At 44.0% G+C, this 16615-nt stretch carries 12 protein-coding genes and 9 tRNA genes; 5 read left to right on the top strand and 16 right to left on the bottom strand.

Annotated elements, in window-relative coordinates; genetic code table 11:
- Nucleotides 1-52 precede the first annotated feature (52 nt).
- Entirely contained in the window at nt 53-592 is a 540-nt protein-coding gene (locus OH460_RS02510) for a DUF4174 domain-containing protein (RefSeq protein WP_269994771.1), read from the top strand.
- A 30-nt stretch (nt 593-622) separates the two neighbouring features.
- On the opposite strand, the gene cobA is transcribed toward OH460_RS02510, so the two are convergent.
- From cobA to OH460_RS02465, 9 genes are all read right to left on the bottom strand, one after another.
- Nucleotides 623-1393 (bottom strand): uroporphyrinogen-III C-methyltransferase, encoded by a 771-nt coding sequence (gene cobA / locus OH460_RS02505; RefSeq protein ID WP_269994769.1) that lies wholly within the window; start codon nt 1391-1393, stop codon nt 623-625.
- Between the two features lie 459 nt (nt 1394-1852).
- Complete coding sequence (locus OH460_RS02500) at nt 1853-2668, bottom strand: formate/nitrite transporter family protein (protein WP_017062558.1); 816 nt, start codon at nt 2666-2668, stop codon at nt 1853-1855.
- 123 nt (nt 2669-2791) lie between these two features.
- Nucleotides 2792-3115 carry a nitrite reductase small subunit NirD gene (nirD, locus tag OH460_RS02495; RefSeq protein WP_017066844.1) on the bottom strand — a complete coding sequence of 108 codons (324 nt, stop codon included), beginning with the start codon at nt 3113-3115 and terminating at the stop codon, nt 2792-2794.
- Between the two features lie 14 nt (nt 3116-3129).
- Nucleotides 3130-5703, bottom strand: coding sequence for a nitrite reductase large subunit NirB (gene nirB, locus OH460_RS02490; RefSeq protein ID WP_269994762.1), 2574 nt, complete (start codon nt 5701-5703; stop codon nt 3130-3132).
- 679 nt (nt 5704-6382) lie between these two features.
- Nucleotides 6383-6456 (bottom strand) — tRNA-Cys (locus OH460_RS02485).
- Between the two features lie 64 nt (nt 6457-6520).
- Nucleotides 6521-6607 (bottom strand) — tRNA-Leu (locus OH460_RS02480).
- Between the two features lie 80 nt (nt 6608-6687).
- Nucleotides 6688-6763 (bottom strand) — tRNA-Gly (locus tag OH460_RS02475).
- Nucleotides 6764-6800: 37 nt separating this feature from the next.
- A tRNA-Cys gene (locus OH460_RS02470) sits at nt 6801-6874 on the bottom strand.
- Nucleotides 6875-6940: 66 nt separating this feature from the next.
- Nucleotides 6941-7027, bottom strand: a tRNA-Leu gene (locus OH460_RS02465).
- Nucleotides 7028-7372: 345 nt separating this feature from the next.
- Between OH460_RS02465 and OH460_RS02460 the strand changes: the two genes are divergently transcribed.
- Entirely contained in the window at nt 7373-8161 is a 789-nt protein-coding gene (locus tag OH460_RS02460; RefSeq protein WP_269994760.1) for a lipase family protein, read from the top strand.
- Between the two features lie 90 nt (nt 8162-8251).
- On the opposite strand, the gene OH460_RS02455 is transcribed toward OH460_RS02460, so the two are convergent.
- The 7 genes from OH460_RS02455 to OH460_RS02425 form a co-directional block, all read right to left on the bottom strand.
- Nucleotides 8252-10141: a methyl-accepting chemotaxis protein gene (locus tag OH460_RS02455; protein WP_443088671.1), complete on the bottom strand. Its 1890-nt coding sequence runs from the start codon at nt 10139-10141 to the stop codon at nt 8252-8254.
- Between the two features lie 342 nt (nt 10142-10483).
- Nucleotides 10484-10557: transfer RNA gene (locus OH460_RS02450), tRNA-Cys, on the bottom strand.
- Nucleotides 10558-10621: 64 nt separating this feature from the next.
- Nucleotides 10622-10708: transfer RNA gene (locus tag OH460_RS02445), tRNA-Leu, on the bottom strand.
- An 80-nt stretch (nt 10709-10788) separates the two neighbouring features.
- Nucleotides 10789-10864, bottom strand: a tRNA-Gly gene (locus tag OH460_RS02440).
- Between the two features lie 36 nt (nt 10865-10900).
- Nucleotides 10901-10974: transfer RNA gene (locus tag OH460_RS02435), tRNA-Cys, on the bottom strand.
- 197 nt (nt 10975-11171) lie between these two features.
- On the bottom strand, nt 11172-12617 hold the full coding sequence (gene viaA / locus OH460_RS02430) for an ATPase RavA stimulator ViaA (protein WP_008216424.1): 1446 nt from the start codon (nt 12615-12617) through the stop codon (nt 11172-11174).
- An 11-nt stretch (nt 12618-12628) separates the two neighbouring features.
- Nucleotides 12629-14284, bottom strand: a complete 1656-nt coding sequence (locus OH460_RS02425; protein ID WP_061030876.1) for an ATPase RavA domain-containing protein — start codon at nt 14282-14284, stop codon at nt 12629-12631.
- A 287-nt stretch (nt 14285-14571) separates the two neighbouring features.
- Between OH460_RS02425 and OH460_RS02420 the strand changes: the two genes are divergently transcribed.
- The 3 genes from OH460_RS02420 (at nt 14572) to OH460_RS02410 (ending at nt 16514) form a co-directional block, all read left to right on the top strand.
- Nucleotides 14572-15087: an NUDIX hydrolase gene (locus OH460_RS02420; protein WP_269994756.1), complete on the top strand. Its 516-nt coding sequence runs from the start codon at nt 14572-14574 to the stop codon at nt 15085-15087.
- A gap of 17 nt (nt 15088-15104) precedes the next feature.
- A complete protein-coding gene (ltaE, locus tag OH460_RS02415; protein ID WP_269994754.1) occupies nt 15105-16109 on the top strand; it encodes a low-specificity L-threonine aldolase in 1005 nt (334 codons plus the stop codon).
- A 90-nt stretch (nt 16110-16199) separates the two neighbouring features.
- On the top strand, nt 16200-16514 hold the full coding sequence (locus tag OH460_RS02410) for a c-type cytochrome (RefSeq protein ID WP_269994752.1): 315 nt from the start codon (nt 16200-16202) through the stop codon (nt 16512-16514).
- Nucleotides 16515-16615: the final 101 nt, after the last annotated feature.

The following is a 16615-nucleotide window of genomic DNA, read 5'->3' as shown; positions in this document are numbered from 1 at the left end:
TAGCAATTAGAGATACAAGTAAAGCTAACAAGCTACTGAAGGGAGGTTGGCTATGCTACAACGACAACAACATAAATCGCACGGAAGCATCGGCAACATAGTAAAAGTCGCTCTCGGCCCCTCAAGTAGTTTGTTAACTATGCTCAAGCTAGTGACTGTTAGTACTGTATTGATTTTTAGCCTCACCATTCATTCGGTCCTTGCCTATCCTGCGTATTCTCACTCAAAGCCACTACCACATCGCAGCGTCATTTATTTTGCGCCTGAAGAAGATACTGTCGTCAAAGAGTTTCTCAACGAAGTCTTGATAAACAACTGCCAATTGGATGAACGTGATGTGGTTATTATTGTGATAGCAGAGAGTGGCTACACCGTACCCACTTGGTTAGAAGAAGAGTTTAACTTGGAGGCAGTAACCAGCGTTTATGAGATCCCTAAAGGGTCACACACCGCGGTATTAATTGGTAAAGACGGAAAAGAGAAGCACAGATGGAATGGTAAGACGGACTGGCAGAAAATCACCAGTATCATCGACGAAATGCCCATGCGCCAACAAGAAATGCAGCGACAAAGTAGCCGCTGCAGTATTTAACTCTATACAAATCGATAAAGCGTGACTTGATTACTTGTTAAACCAATCGAGTTTTTCATGAAGCTGAGCCACGCTGCCAACAACGATCAAAGCCGGGCTTTTAGCGACAGCCGCAAGGTTAGCTAAGTCACTCAATCCACCACGATACACCTTCTGTTCTTGGCGCGTACCGTTTTCGATAATCGCTACAGGCATGTCTGCTCGCATACCATTATCAAGCAAGTTTTTCTGAATATTCGGACTCTCTTTTAAACCCATGTAAAACACGATCGTGTGATTGTGTTGAGCAAGAGATTGCCAATCGATATCTTCGCCATCTTTCTTTAAGTGACCGGTAATAAACTGGACGCTTTGCGCGTGGTCACGGTGAGTCAGTGGTATCCCCGCATAAGCCGTAGCACCAGCGGCTGCTGTAATACCAGGAATGACTTCAAATCTCACAGCATTCTCAGCCAGAGTTTCACACTCTTCACCACCGCGACCAAAGATAAACGAGTCACCACCTTTTAGGCGTACTACATGCTTATCCTCCTGCGCTTTGGTGACCAATAATTGGTTGATCTGATCTTGCGGTACGCAGTGATGATCAAGCTTTTTACCCACATACAGCATTTCTGCTTCTGGGTTAGCCATCGCTAAGATATCTTTTGATACCAAGCGGTCATATACCAACACGTCTGCTTGTTGAATCACTCGTGCTGCTTTTAGTGTAAGTAAGTCTGGGTCGCCAGGACCTGCACCTACCAATGAAACAAATCCTTTGTTTACTTCTTTAACATTCGATGACGATACTTCTGACATGCTGTGCTCCGAAGGTTTGCTTGTTTTATCTCAAGCTTCAATCTATGTGATAAGTCACTGTATTCATGATGACTTATCCAAATCCTTAACCCTTAGATTATCAGGTGTTGATATAAATATTCAGTTTAAATACTAACGAAGATAGAAGTAATTATAACAAAACGATCTATTGCAGGTATTAGATACCAATCGTAGTAAATAACTGTTCATCCTAGCTGGTTAAAACGCTCGATAACTTCGTTAGAATTTTTGATTGTAGGATAACTACTTATCGAAAAATTCTGTCTCGTTCTCAAGCCTTTTTCCTGCGCTATTTCTGATCACTTACTTACTGTGATTGGTATTACTCAATAAGAATCAACACCTTGGTGGTGCTTAAGGCATTTGAACTAAAAAAGCCCCAAACATTTCGTTGGGGCTTTCAATCTCATACTAAATTACGTTTCACCGTATTCAGAATTACTTAGCGCCTAGAGAAGGAGCTGTTTTAGCGTGAGTTAGGTATAGAGGAACACACGTCATTAGTAGACCACCAACGATGTTACCTAGGATTGTTGGGATAAGGTTGAAGTTCAACCATGTCGCAATACCGAAGTCAGCGCCAAGAATCATACCCAGTGGGAATAGGAACATGTTTACTACTGTGTGCTCAAATACTAGTGCGAAGAAGATGAAGATTGGGAACCACATCATTGCTACACGGCCAGACACAGTACGCGCTGTCATGTTACCAATCACACCTAGACATACCATTAGGTTACAGAAGATGCCGCGAACGAAACACGTAATCCATCCGTCCATACCCATGTTTTCAAAACCTAGGCTACGGCCTGTAGAGACAGCAATGAATTTTTGAGCAACAGCGTTTGGCTCTAGAGAGAAGTTACCCGTTAATGAAACAGCAACTAAGAAAGCAACAATCAAAGAACCGATAAGGTTACCAAGACCAACAATACCCCAACAACGTAGGATACGGCCCCAAGTGATGCCTGGGCGGTTGTCGAATTTAGCTAAAGGAGCAAGGCCGAAAACGCCAGTTACTAGGTCGTAACCCATAACACTTAGAATTACGAAACCAACCGGGAACACTAGTGCGCCAACAAGACCAATGCCTGTTTGTACCATTGCTGTAATAGCAACAACAACCGCTAGAGAAAGAATGATACCAGCCATAGTGCTTCGAATCAGAAGATCGCGAGTACTTGTTTTAGTTTTCGCTTCACCCACATCAATCATCGTTTGAACGAATTCAGCTGGTTTGTAATCAGGAGACATAATGTTGTCCTTAAAAAAGTAAAATTAAAAGTTAAAATTGGATAGGAAAAGGCTCTAGTTGCCGAGTTAAGGCAATATCGAGAACTAGAACCCTTGAACTATCAAATCTTACTCATCCAAAGATTAAGCAGAGATTTCTACAGCACCTTTGGTAACACGAGCTTTGTACGCTTTCACGTTGAAATTCTCGTCTTCCATGCACGCACCGGTTGTCAGGTTGAAGCGTTGTTTCTTAAGTGGGCTTGCCACCCAAAGCTCTTCTTTGTGCTCAACAATCAGGCCACGTGATAACACGTTAGACTGGAAGTAAGGGTCTGTGTTGCTAATCGCGAATACTTCTTCAGCCTTAGTTGGGCGGAAGACAGCCACTTGCTCACCACCAACCAACGCACAAACACCTGTACCTGGGATAATGTCTTCGATCTTACAAACTTTGGTAAATGCCATGATGTCGTCTCCCCTTAAACAGATTCTACGTGAATGATGTCGCCCTGATGCTTCGAAGTAATGGCTTCAGGGTGTTTCTCAGTGAATGTAGCTGGACGGTGTTGTTCACGGCCATCATCAACAAACACAACGTTTTCATCACGGTCATCAGCATTGATGAAGTGTGCAAAGCGTTTAAGTTGAGCTTCGTCGTTGATTGTATCTGTCCACTCACAAGCAAAGTTATCTACTAGGCCAGCAATGTCAGTTTCAAGTTGGTCATTGATACCAAGCTTGTTGTCTACAATCACTTCACGTAGGTAATCAACACCACCTTCTAGGTTGTCCATCCATACCGAAGTACGTTGTAGCGGAGCAGCCGTGCGGATGTAGAACATCATGAAACGGTCGATGTATTTGATCAGCGTTTCTTGGTCTAGGTCGCTTGCTAGCAGGTCTGCGTGACGAGGCTTCATACCACCGTTACCACACACGTACATATTCCAACCTGCATCAGTCGCGATGATACCTAAGTCTTTACCTTGAGCTTCAGCACACTCACGAGTACAACCAGACACACCAAACTTCATCTTATGAGGCGTACGGATGCCTTTGTAACGATTCTCGATCATCACGCCAAGACCAACTGAATCTTGAACGCCGTAACGACACCAAGTAGAACCAACACATGTCTTAGCCATACGAAGTGCTTTTGCGTAAGCTTGACCCGTTTCGTAACCTGCGGCGATTAACTTTTTCCAGATTGCTGGTAAGTCATCTTTTTGAGCACCGAACAGGCCGATACGTTGTGCACCAGTGATCTTAGTGTAAAGGTTATATTCAGCCGCAACATCAGCCAGAACGCTTAGCGCTTGAGGCGTTACTTCACCACCCGCCATACGAGGGATAACAGAGTAAGTACCGTCTTTTTGCATGTTACCTAAGAAGTTATCGTTGGTATCGTGCAACTTCACTAGCTCAGGCTTAAGAATGTGTTCACCCCAGCAAGAAGCAAGGATAGAACCTGCTAGAGGCTTACATACTCCACAGCCGTAGCCTTTACCGTATTTCTCTAGTAGCTCATCGAACGTTTTGATTTCTTCGATGCGAATTAGGTGGAAAAGCTCTTGGCGAGAGTAAGCAAAGTGCTCACACACATCGTTCTTAACTTCTACCCCTGCTTTAGCAAGTTCAGCATTAAGTACTGAAGTCACTAGTGGAATACAACCACCACAGCCAGTACCCGCGCCCGTTACTGCTTTGATATCACCGATGGTGTGGTGACCTTCAGCAACCGCTTGAGCGATCTTGCCTTTGGTTACATCAAAACAAGAACAGATAACTGCAGATTCAGGAAGCGAGTCTGCGCCAAGTGTTGGCTTTTCAGCCCCAGCGTGTGCAGGAAGAATCAACGCATCTGGGTGTTCTGGAAGGTCGATTTCATTCAGCATAAGCTGTAGAAGATCACCGTAGTCAGACGTGTCACCAACCATTACTGCACCAAGCAGCTTCTTGTTGTCTTCAGAAACGATTAGACGCTTGTAAACTTCTTGCTCTTCGTTTTGGTAAACGTAGCTCTTACAGCCAGGAGTACGACCGTTTGCATCACCGATAGAACCTACTTTCACGCCTAGAAGCTTAAGCTTCGCAGACATGTCAGCACCTTCAAATGTGCTTTCGTTGCCAACAATGTGGTCAACTGCGACTGTCGCCATTTTGTAACCAGGAGCTACTAGGCCGTAGAACGTTTGGTTCCAAGAGGCACACTCACCGATTGCGTAGATGTCTTTGTCTGTCGTTTGACAGTGGTCGTTAATCTCAATACCGCCACGAGGCGCAATACCCAGCCCCATTTGACGAGCAAGTTTGTCTTGAGGGCGAATACCGGCAGAGAATACGATGAAATCAGTTTCTAGCTCAGTACCGTCTGCAAAGCGCATTACGTTACGAGCTTCAGTGCCTTCAGGAGCAATCTCAAGCGTGTTCTTACTTGTATGTACGTTAACGCCCATGCGTTCGATTTTTTGACGAAGTTGGTTACCACCCGCTTGGTCAAGTTGCTCAGCCATTAGCTTAGGAGCAAACTCAACAACGTGTGTGGTTACGCCAAGTGCTTTAAGTGCGCCTGCCGCTTCAAGGCCAAGTAGGCCACCACCAACAACAACGCCAGATTTAGAGTTCTTAGCCGTCGCTTCGATAGCTTTTAGATCTTCGATGGTGCGGTAAACAAAACAGTCTTTACCTTCGTTACCTTTGATTGGTGGAACGAATGGGTATGAACCTGTAGCAAGGATAAGTTTGTCGTATTGAATTTCACGACCAGTGCTTGAGTAAACTGTTTTCTTTTCACGGTTAACGTTAATAGCACGTTCGCCGATCAGCATATTGATACCGTGTTTCTCGTAGAAGCCTTCTTTGACTAAAGAAAGTTCGTCCGCAGTATGGTGTGAAAAATAAGAAGAAAGGTGTACACGATCATAGGCTACGCGAGGCTCTTCACAGAACACCGTAATGTCCATGTTAGCAACATCTGTCTTCTCGACTAAATCTTCGATATAGCGATGACCGACCATCCCGTTACCGATTACGACTAACTTCATCTTGCTCATAAGAATTCCTGAAGGTTATATATTTCTTAACTGAGCGAATAATGAATTATGAAAGAAAATGAAAATATGATGTAAATCAATTACGAAATCGAACTACCCAAAAGGGGTAGGACAAAAGAGGTAGAAGTGGCTAACTTTAAGCCATAGCAAACGAATAACCATAGATTTGATAAGGTTTAGAGGCGTTTTATAGGCAATTTCACACACAAGCATGCTTGTTGTAATATTTCACAATAGACTAGCAACAATGCAAGTAAATGACAATCATTTTCATTTGTAGTCATAAGAAGTGTAATAACTCATGAAAGCGTTACAGGTTCATGAGCAACTGTGTATAAATGTGAAGAACTGGAGCACAGAAACACAACCGCCCCGCCCCCCTACCCATCGATTCCATTTACAAATTGCACACTCGATTAACTTGGGCTGTCTTACTTAGCTAAAAACAGTTTTCTTCATACGACTTTCTCAGAAATACGTTTGGTTCAACTTATTAAACCTGTGTAATAAAGTGCCTTGATAACGTAGAAATCCGTAAAACAGAGCGATCAGCATAGAGTCATCTAGCCGGAAGTGAAATTCAATGAATGGACGGCGTTAGAAATTAGGAAAGCGTGAAGAAATGGAATTTCAGATAGCAAAAAGGCCAGCATATCTGCTGGCCTTTCGACTTTGAATGTGGAGGCGCCTCCCGGAGTCGAACCGAGGTCCACGGATTTGCAATCCGCTGCATAGCCACTCTGCCAAGGCGCCTTCAATAGTGTTTCGAGAGAACAACTCTTTTGAATGCTACCTAGAGAAGTAACAACCAAATAGATGGTGCCCCGGGCCGGACTTGAACCGGCACAACGCGAACGTCGAGGGATTTTAAATCCCTTGTGTCTACCAATTCCACCACCAGGGCACGCAATTCTTTATTGCGATGCCGATTACTGAAAAGTAAAACACCATCTTAATGTCGATACGAATCAACATTACAAAATTTGGAGCGATACATCGGGTTCGAACCGATGACCTCAACCTTGGCAAGGTTGCGCTCTACCAACTGAGCTAGTATCGCATTTTCATTCATCTGCTTTCTAAAATGAAAGAGAGAATGGAGGCGCCTCCCGGAGTCGAACCGAGGTCCACGGATTTGCAATCCGCTGCATAGCCACTCTGCCAAGGCGCCTTTAATAGTGATTTAAGAGAACAACTCTTGGTTCATCACTCTACTCAAAAGTAGGAGCAAGATAGATGGTGCCCCGGGCCGGACTTGAACCGGCACAGCGCGAACGCCGAGGGATTTTAAATCCCTTGTGTCTACCAATTCCACCACCAGGGCAACGCAATTATGCATGCCTATTACTGAAATAGAACACCATTGCTCAGCGACCTAAGCCGTGAGAACGAGGTGTACTTTAACGGATGGAAAAAATTCGTCAACAATAAATTTTATCTTTTAATTCAAGTGATTAATTATCGCTCTCCAAAGAATAAATTTAGCCCAGCTTGTATGGTTCTTATACTTACCTATAAAGTTCAATGGTGTGTTCAACTCTGAATGAGCAGTTCGAACTATAGCTATCTCCTACTCTTTCGTCTTATTAAAGCATTCAATTCGCGTTTTCATGTGCTTTTCACATTCAACGACTAGAGTTTTAAGTAACTCTTATTAAAGTTTAAAGCTGTGAAACCACTAAAACGATACCAGTACGAGCGCTATGCCGTTCTTTGTAACCTCGCCTACCCTAGAGTTTTTAAGCAAACTCGCTATGGTTTCGATCCAAATGGACAGCGCGTCATAAAGAACCAGTTTGGTAAGACGATGATTCGGGTGCTTTGGAGTAGCGACAAAGATGAAGTGGTTGTGGTTATTAAAGGGTCACACAGTGTATCAGACTGGCTGCTTAACTTTGCTCTTTGGACGAGAAGCTGCAAAAGGATTGGACTCAACTATCGTGTTCACGCGGGGTTTTATCACCTGATGTTTCAAGAGAGCCAGCCGAGCCGCAACGAAGACAAGTTAGGTTTAAGCGTGATTGAGCGATTAGAATCGGTTCTTATACCGTTATTGGAACAAGGGAAAAGGATTGCGATTACTGGGCACTCCTCCGGCGGCGCCATTGGTTGTGTCTTTGCGGATTATTTTGACAAGAAATACCCTGGCTGCATTAAGCGAATCGTGACCTTTGGACAACCAGCAATTGGTGATTGGAGCTTTAAGAAGCGTTATCGCCTTCGCAAAAAAACCTATCGTATCTGTTGTGACATCGACATTGTGACCTTCATGCCGCCCGTACCTTTACTTTATTGGCATGTAGGAAAGGTACTTTGGCTCTACAACGGCAGAATCTATGAGAACACCCCAACGTTTATTCGCCTTGGACGTTCTATTTTTAGCTGGTTGATTAGGCCTTTCTCTTACCACTTGATGAGTAAATACATACGTAATAAAGACTTCTTTGATCAGCATTGAAACTCGTATTTGCACCGCAAAGAAAGAGCACAAACTGCTAGCAGTCTGTGCTCTGGTATTTACTAATCTATCTGTATTGCGCTTTGATTGTTAAAGCTTGAATCGAGACAACTCTTGTTTCAAATCACTTGCTAAATTGCTGAGCTGATCCGCCTGAGACACAGCATCCGTCGCATCAAGTGCCATAACGTCACTCACTTCACGAACAGATTCAGTATTAGCATTAATTTCAGCAGTAACCAGTGACTGCTCTTCCGCAGCAGAAGCAATTTGAGTCGCCATATCACTGATCACTTGAATCGCTTCACGGATTTGAGCCAAGCTTTCTCCCGCCATATCAACATCATGCACACTTGTCTCTGCCATGTCGTGGCTTTGAGTCATCACTTTAACCGCGCTATTTGTCGCCTGTTGCAAGCGCTTGATCTTATCTTCAATTTCTTCCGTTGAAGCATGAGTACGCTGTGACAATACTCGAACCTCATCCGCTACAACGGCAAAGCCACGACCTTGTTCACCAGCCCTCGCCGCTTCAATCGCAGCATTTAGTGCCAGTAGGTTAGTTTGTTCAGCGATCTCACGTATCGTCGCTAAGATAGACGCAATTTGTTGCCCATGCTCTTCTAGCTCGCTGATAATAGATACAGCACTCGTCAGTTCAGTAGCAAGCTCATTGATTGATGATTGGCTTTTTGCCATCTGCTGGAAGCCTTGCTCGCTTAATTCAACCGAATGACTGGCGCTTTTCGCTGTATTGTCTGCGTTAGAAGCGATCTCAGCCGTCGCAGTCGCCATTTCAGTTACCGCAGTAGCTACCATCGTAATTTCATCTTGCTGTCGGCTGACGCTATCACTGCGCTTAAGGGCACTCTCATTGGCATGCTCAGCACCATTGTTCATTGCTGTGGATACTTGAGTAACGTTGGTCATCATTCCATGCAGTCGATCGACAAACACATTGAACTTATCGGCCAACTGACCAACTTCATCTTTGCTGGATACTTGAAGGCGTTGCGTTAAGTCACCTTCACCCTCTGCGATATCTGCGAGAGCTTCGCTCACTCGTCCTAGCTCCATCAACTGGCGAGCAACAAACCAAGACGTCGCTGCAGCCATCACAATCAATACAATCAAGCCTGTAGTGATCTGACTGACCAACATGTCGAACAGAGGTTGTTCCAAGACATCTTTATCCATCTCAATCACAAGCAACCAATCTGTACCACTGATTGGCTCCGCCATGATCACTCGTTCGTGACCATCAACTTGGGTAAAGATCGTCGTTAGATTCTGCGCTGCACTGTTTAAACCAGCAACACTCAACTCCGGAGCGATGTCATTCACCTGTTTAAGAATAAAGTCTTCGTTTTGGTGAGCGACCACCGTACCTTGTTTGTCGATAAGGATCGCTCGACCATTTCCTGGAACCTGGATAGCTAATACGTCTTTAATCAGCTTGTCCAAGGCGAGGTTCGAAGCAACAACACCAATAATGGATCCGTTCTCGGTGACCGGGTCGGTCAGTGTAACCACGAGCGCCTGCATCGTAACGCTTACATACGGCTTGGTTGTGACGGCTTTATTTTGCGCTAACGTCTCTTTATACCAACCACGAACTCTTGGGTCGTACCCTGCTTTATTGAGAGAAGGATCATGACGGAACATCTCCCCGTCTTTATTGCCGTAATAACTCAATCCAAAGCCACCAGATACAAGGGTTTGACGTAAGTGCGGGACAATATCTAATGAAGGGTTAAGTTGAACTTGTTGTTGAAGACCATGTACGGCTTGTTTCTTGTCGTAAAACCAATCACTGATCCCTTTTGCATGGGCGTTCAGCGTATTACGACTTTCACTCTCTATAGCCTGCCAGCTGTTACTTTGAAACGTCTTATAACCCATAAAAAGAAGAATTGCGGATGTAAAAGCAATCGCCAAAACTACAGAGAAAACCATTTTCCTCTTTAGACTAAATTGCATATTAAGAACCTCTTATAGAACAATTAAAGAAATATAAAGAGAAATCCTATCACCCATACTCATGTTTTTATTAGGGTTATCCCAAAAAACCATGAAACAAATTGAGCATTATGTTTAATTGTGACTTTGATTTATTTACTGGTTTATCAACGATAAAGATTATTTAGCCCCAAACAAAAGCGAGTTGTAGAAAACAAAGGAAAAGTAAAAGCAGAGTGCTTAAACAGAGCAGATAAGCAGATAAGCAGATAAGCAGATAAGCAGATAAGCAGATAAGCAGATAAAAAAATAAGACGCCAGATACGAAAAAACCAGCCACTAAGACTGGTTTTTTCTGAATGATGGAGGCGCCTCCCGGAGTCGAACCGAGGTCCACGGATTTGCAATCCGCTGCATAGCCACTCTGCCAAGGCGCCTTCAATAGTGTTTTAAGAGAACAACTCTGTTGAGCATCACCAAACAAGGTAACAATCAAATAGATGGTGCCCCGGGCCGGACTTGAACCGGCACAACGCGAACGTCGAGGGATTTTAAATCCCTTGTGTCTACCAATTCCACCACCAGGGCACGCAATTCTTCATTGCGATGCCGATTACTGAAAAGTAAAACACCATCTTAACGTCGAAATGAATCAACATTACAAAATTTGGAGCGACACACGAGGTTCGAACTCGTGACCTCAACCTTGGCAAGGTTGCGCTCTACCAGCTGAGCTAGTGTCGCATTTTCATTATTCTGCTCTAGAGATCAGAGAGATAATGGAGGCGCCTCCCGGAGTCGAACCGAGGTCCACGGATTTGCAATCCGCTGCATAGCCACTCTGCCAAGGCGCCTTTTTATTTCAACACTTTAGGGACTAAGTAAGTCACTCCGCTGTGTTCGGGTGCCTACTTTACGGATTAAGGAGAGATAGTCAAACAAAAAAGTGAATTTAAATTCTGTTTGCTGACATTTAAATCAAATTGCTGCATGTTCGATCTTTTCAGCTAAAAAAAACACAGCAAATTGGTTTAAGTTCGTGACTCGCGGTCTACCACTTCTTCATGAAGCGACCAACCAAGCTCGGGTGATATGCCCAACAATGATCAAACATGGTCATCAATTGAGGGTTACCGTACTTAGAAAGGCTTACTGCGTGGAAACGGTTCTTATGTTCCTTCAACTTTTCAACCTGAGCGATCATCTCGTCAGACTGCTTAGGGGCAATAAAATCAGACAGTACGATTAAATCGGCATTCTTGTATTTGTCGCCTGTCATCAAATCGATCGATTTCATCAATACAGGTTCCAAATCTGTACCTCCGTGAAATGAATAGCTCAAGAAGTCACTCGCTTCACGTAAGCCATCTTGTCTTGTTAGCTCGTAAGTAATCTGTTCCGAAGAGAAAAGGATCACGTAACAATCTCGTTCTTCCGCAAGAGCAATTTGCATTAGTGCATAGGCCATTGCTTTAGCAGATTGCTCAGGAAAGCCACTCATGGAACCAGAGGCATCTACACAAACAATAAACGGCCCCTTTTCAATATCAACGTGTTTACTGTCTGGCTTTTGCGCCTTAACTTTACGTAACGTACGAGACTTACCTTTGGAGCGGTAACTTAGTAAGCGTTTGTCTGCCAAGTGTTTGTAGAAGATAACTTCAAGCTCTGGGTAAGCCAAGAACATGGTTTCGTTTGGCAGCATCTTGTTAAGATCATCGCTTTCATGAATCCCGACGATATCGTCTACGGCTTCATCGCTTTTCTCTTCAACCATCTGCAGCTCTTCTACAGGGGCTTTATGTAACGAAGGATCGTCTTCCATGCCCGCCATACGACCCAGTTTCTCAGCGATCTCTTGTAGACCTTTGTGTTTATTTAAAAACTCGGCGTGACGCTTCATTACGGTTAAGTCCGTTTTACTTAACTTAGCAGAAGCCATATCCCACAAACGCCCAACACTGCCCTCATCACCAGATTCCGTCACTTTATCCATGTTTTTCATGGTTTCCATACGTTGGTAGAGATCCGCTAACACTTTCTCTTTACTGGTTTCAAGTTCTGTCACTTGGGCTTGCTTGATAGCATCTGACAGCGATTGGTACCACTGATCGCAGAAGTAGTGTGGGAACATCGCATTATAAACGCCCTTGTTGTTTTCCATCAGGCGTCTAGCTTGCAGATAAAACGCTGAGTGCCACTCCAATTTTTTGATGACATTATCGATCTCATCAAAAAACTGGGGTTCATCCCAGTGAATCACTTCTTGATAAAGCGCGATTTCTTCTTGGAATCGGTCGGTCTCACACACCTTCGTAACGCGTTTTTTTACTTTACCGCGCCATTTCACTAGGTGGTTTTTCACCGACGTTTTTACCCCTTTATTCTCAGCAGCCATCATCACTTGAGAACGGGCGATGAGATCATTCATCGCCGTATCAATGATGCCTGAGTCAGCAACCATTAAAGCAAGGTTTAAACCGTCTGCTCCTAACATACTTGTCCCCTCTACTCGAAGTACTGACTCATAAATTTAAGACGCTGAGCAATCTTGCTGCTCTTCACTTTCGCGGTCTCAAGCTCTTGTGTTACCGCTTGTAAACTTGACTCCATCGCTTTTGGTAGCTCTGGGTCAATATAGTTGTGAGGTAGCGCATCGTGGAAATCGGTACGTACTCGTTTCAGCTTGAATTCAGCTTCGTTTAGCTGCTCAAGTGCTCGCTCAGCGCCACTCAACCATTTGTTGTAAAGCTCTTGGTCTAAACCATCAGTGGTCACAACACTGACTAATACCGAGCGGTTCGCGATGTCTTTAATCACTAGCTGGTTCGATGCATCAAGATCCAACTTCAAGCGACACAGATTCTTGTTTTCGTTTACATAACCGTAAATATCTCCGTGCCCTTCTTTAAGCACACGATCGAAATCATCTTTCGCTACGTAAACCCAACGACTATCGCCTTTCTCTGATTCTGAAACTGACATGTTGCTTTGCAGCAGAACTAACTTAACTAAATTGTAAGCACTACCGACGCTGTAAGTCTTCGCGTTTTTAATATCGCTGTGGTAAACGTCTTTACGTAGAAGGCCGCTGGTTGTCTCCATTGAGAGGGAAACAGAAAGTGTTGATTCAACTTCGTCTTGGATATCTTCAAGCTCTTCACGTGACATTTCGATTTGAGCTTTGGACTCTTGTTGATCAAAAGCTCGATTCAACGCAAAGTCTTTAACCACACTACGAACCACATCTCGTGATTCTGGGCTGTGCCACAAACAATCTTGCAGTAAAAGAATATCAAGCGGGTTTACGCTATCACGACCACTGAAGAATGCACTCGCCTTCAGCAGTTTCACAGCTTTCTTCCAACGTCTGTCTGAAACATACAGATCGGATTCAGAAGTTGAACCCTGCTGCTTAACCGTTTCTTCTAGCATGGTTTTTAACTCATACAGCTTATTGAATGCGTTATCTGTCAGTTCAAGCTTGTCGAGTTCTTTTTGCCACTGATGATATTCAATATCCGTGATCGCCAACCCCTTCGGGATCTCAGCTTCTTGAGAAGTGCCTGCAGTCAGCATCGACTTGAAGTTTTGTTTGTTCTGAATGCGGTTTACAAACACGCGAACAAGCATTCGGTCATAAAGCGCTTCTAGACCACTATCTTCATCTGGAAGTTCATTCGACGCAGAGACCAATAAGCGCATTGGTACGCGTTCAATATCACTACCGTTCTTGAACGTTTTTTCATTCACAACAGTAAGGAGTGTATTAAGGATTGCCGGACCAGCTTTCCAGATTTCATCAAGAAAGACGACTTGAGCGGTTGGAAGGTAGCCTTCCGTCAGCCTTACGTAGCGACCGTTGTCTTTCAGTTCTTGGATACTTAGAGGGCCGAACACTTCTTCAGGCGTTGAGAAGCGTGTCATCAAATATTCGAAATAGCTGCTGTTATCGAAAGCTTGGATTAGGCGTTTAGCGATAAGACTTTTTGCAATGCCTGGAGGGCCTAGTAGGAAAACACTTTCACCAGCCAAAGCAGCCAGTAAACAGAGCTTAATGGTATCCTCTCTTTCGTAGACACCATCAGAGAGAGCATGCGCTAATTTGTTAATTCTTTCAGAGAGTAGCGCCTTGTCAGCATGTGAAGAAATAGAAGGGGTCATGCATTACTCCGAAAATCTTTGAACAATAAAGAGTGTAGATTTGTTTTTATACATTTGTTAGCACTTTGTTACAAGTGTATTTTATTATTGAGTTGCATTTATATCAGATGGTTACGTCAGTAATTTCAATGTAATCATAGATTGCAAATTTGAGAGTAGAGTCACGGATGGTGTGAAATTTAATTCAAAACTATGTCTAAATTTTCTTTTATTTTCGACACCATAGGCGTTATGGTGAAGCACGTCTTTCGAATACGAAAAATTGGCAAGGAATGTGGCCAGACTGCATGAATAAAGTTATCCATCAATGGAAAAGTATATCTCTCATAGAAGAGAACGTGACGCTCCCTACGAACGTCGTGGTAAAACATACAACAATCAATCACCCTGGTGCGGCCGTTATTCTTCCTATCACCTCATCTGGAAAAATCATCCTGATTAACCAGTTTCGTCCTTCCCTTAAAAAGTGGCTTTTAGAACTGCCTGCAGGCACGATGGAAGTTGACGAGACACCACTCGAGTGTGCTCAACGCGAGCTAGAAGAAGAAACCGGTTATAGCGCAACGTCTTTTCAAAGCTTGGGGCAAGTTACGCCTTTAGCTGGCTTCTGCGATGAGATACAGCATCTATTCGTCGCAAAAGACCTTAGCCTCACTACCCGCTTTGAATGTGACGAAGATGAAGTCATAGAAGTGATCGAGCTGTGCTTAGAAGAACTGCACGACAAAATACGACACGATCAAATCACCGATACAAAAACTATCGCTTGTTTAAGTAAAGCCCAACTCTGCGGCTACCTATAATACTCTAGGAGAGAAACATGGACTTTCGTTCTGATACCGTAACTAAACCCTCACAAGCAATGCGCAGTGTAATGGCAAACGCAGAAGTCGGTGATGATGTATATGGTGACGACCCAACAGTAAACGAACTTGAGCAGTGGGCTGCCAACGAGACAGGTTTTGAAGCAGCAATGTTCACTTCTTCGGGTACACAAGCCAACCTACTGGGCTTAATGGCGCACTGTGAGCGTGGTCACGAATACCTTTGTGGCCAGCAAGCACATAACTACAAATACGAAGCAGGCGGCGCTGCGGTACTGGGTTCGATTCAACCTCAACCAATCGAGAACAACCCAGACGGCACTCTTGATTTCAAAAAGCTTGCCGCTGCTATTAAGCCAGACGACAGCCACTTCGCTCGCACTAAACTCCTAAGCTTAGAAAACACGATTAACGGCAAAGTACTGCCAATGTCTTACCTAGCGGAAGCTCGTGATTTCGTAAACCAACACGGTTTGCAAATGCACCTAGATGGCGCACGAGTATATAACGCAGCAGTGGCACTAGACGTGCACATCAAAGAGATCGCACAACACTTCGATTCGATGACGATTTGTTTATCAAAAGGTTTGGGTGCTCCGATTGGCTCTCTGCTACTTGGTAGTAAAGAGTACATCGCTAAAGCACGTCGACTACGTAAAATGGTCGGTGGTGGTATGCGCCAAGCGGGTATTCTTGCTGCAGCAGGAAAAATGGCGCTGACTGAGAACGTTACTCAGCTCAAAGCTGACCACGAGAACGCGAAAAACCTAGCTATTGGCTTGAGTAAATTGGAAGGCTTCTCGGTTAACCCGGATTTCGTTCAAACGAATATCGTATTTGCTAAGCTAGACGAGTCAGTGGACATCAACCGTATCGCAGGTGAGCTTAGCGAACAAGGTATTACAATGACACCTGGTAACCCTGTACGTTTTGTTACTCACCGCGACATTAGCGCAGAGGATATTTCTCGTTTCCTAACGGAATTGGAAAAAGCGCTGTAACTCTCTCCAAAGTTCGCAATCTATTGCTATTAATACTTGAGCTTCCCCTAAGGGGAAGCTTTATACTTTTGTTTTCACAGGAGTATATACGTGTTTAGTAAATCCATAATCTTCTTAACTGCTACTCTCTCTTTCTCATTACACGCCAACGGTTTCGGGGACTCAGAACTTGGTAAGCTGAAATCACCTAGCTGCATTTTTTGTCATTCAATTACTGGTGACAACACGGACAATGCTTACCCTAAAATTACTGGTCAAGACCCCACCTACCTCTTCAATACGATGAAAGCGTATCAAAAAGGAAGTAGAAAAGGTGATTACGCAGAAATGATGCAAGCACAACTAAGCAAACTTAATGACCAGGATTTAAGAGATATCGCGGCATTTTATTCTTCACAGAAATGATAGCTTTCACTGCATTAAGTTAATCACAAGCTGAGTAAACATCGCCAAGTCGCCTATACTTCAAGCAAATTCGCATAGCTCATTAAACGTCAGGATAGATA

The sequence above is a fragment of the Vibrio sp. Makdt genome, assembly GCF_027587015.1.
Lineage (GTDB): Bacteria > Pseudomonadota > Gammaproteobacteria > Enterobacterales > Vibrionaceae > Vibrio > Vibrio chagasii_B.
Note: the sequence above shows the minus strand (reverse complement) of the source record. Positions and strands in the feature narration are given on the sequence as shown.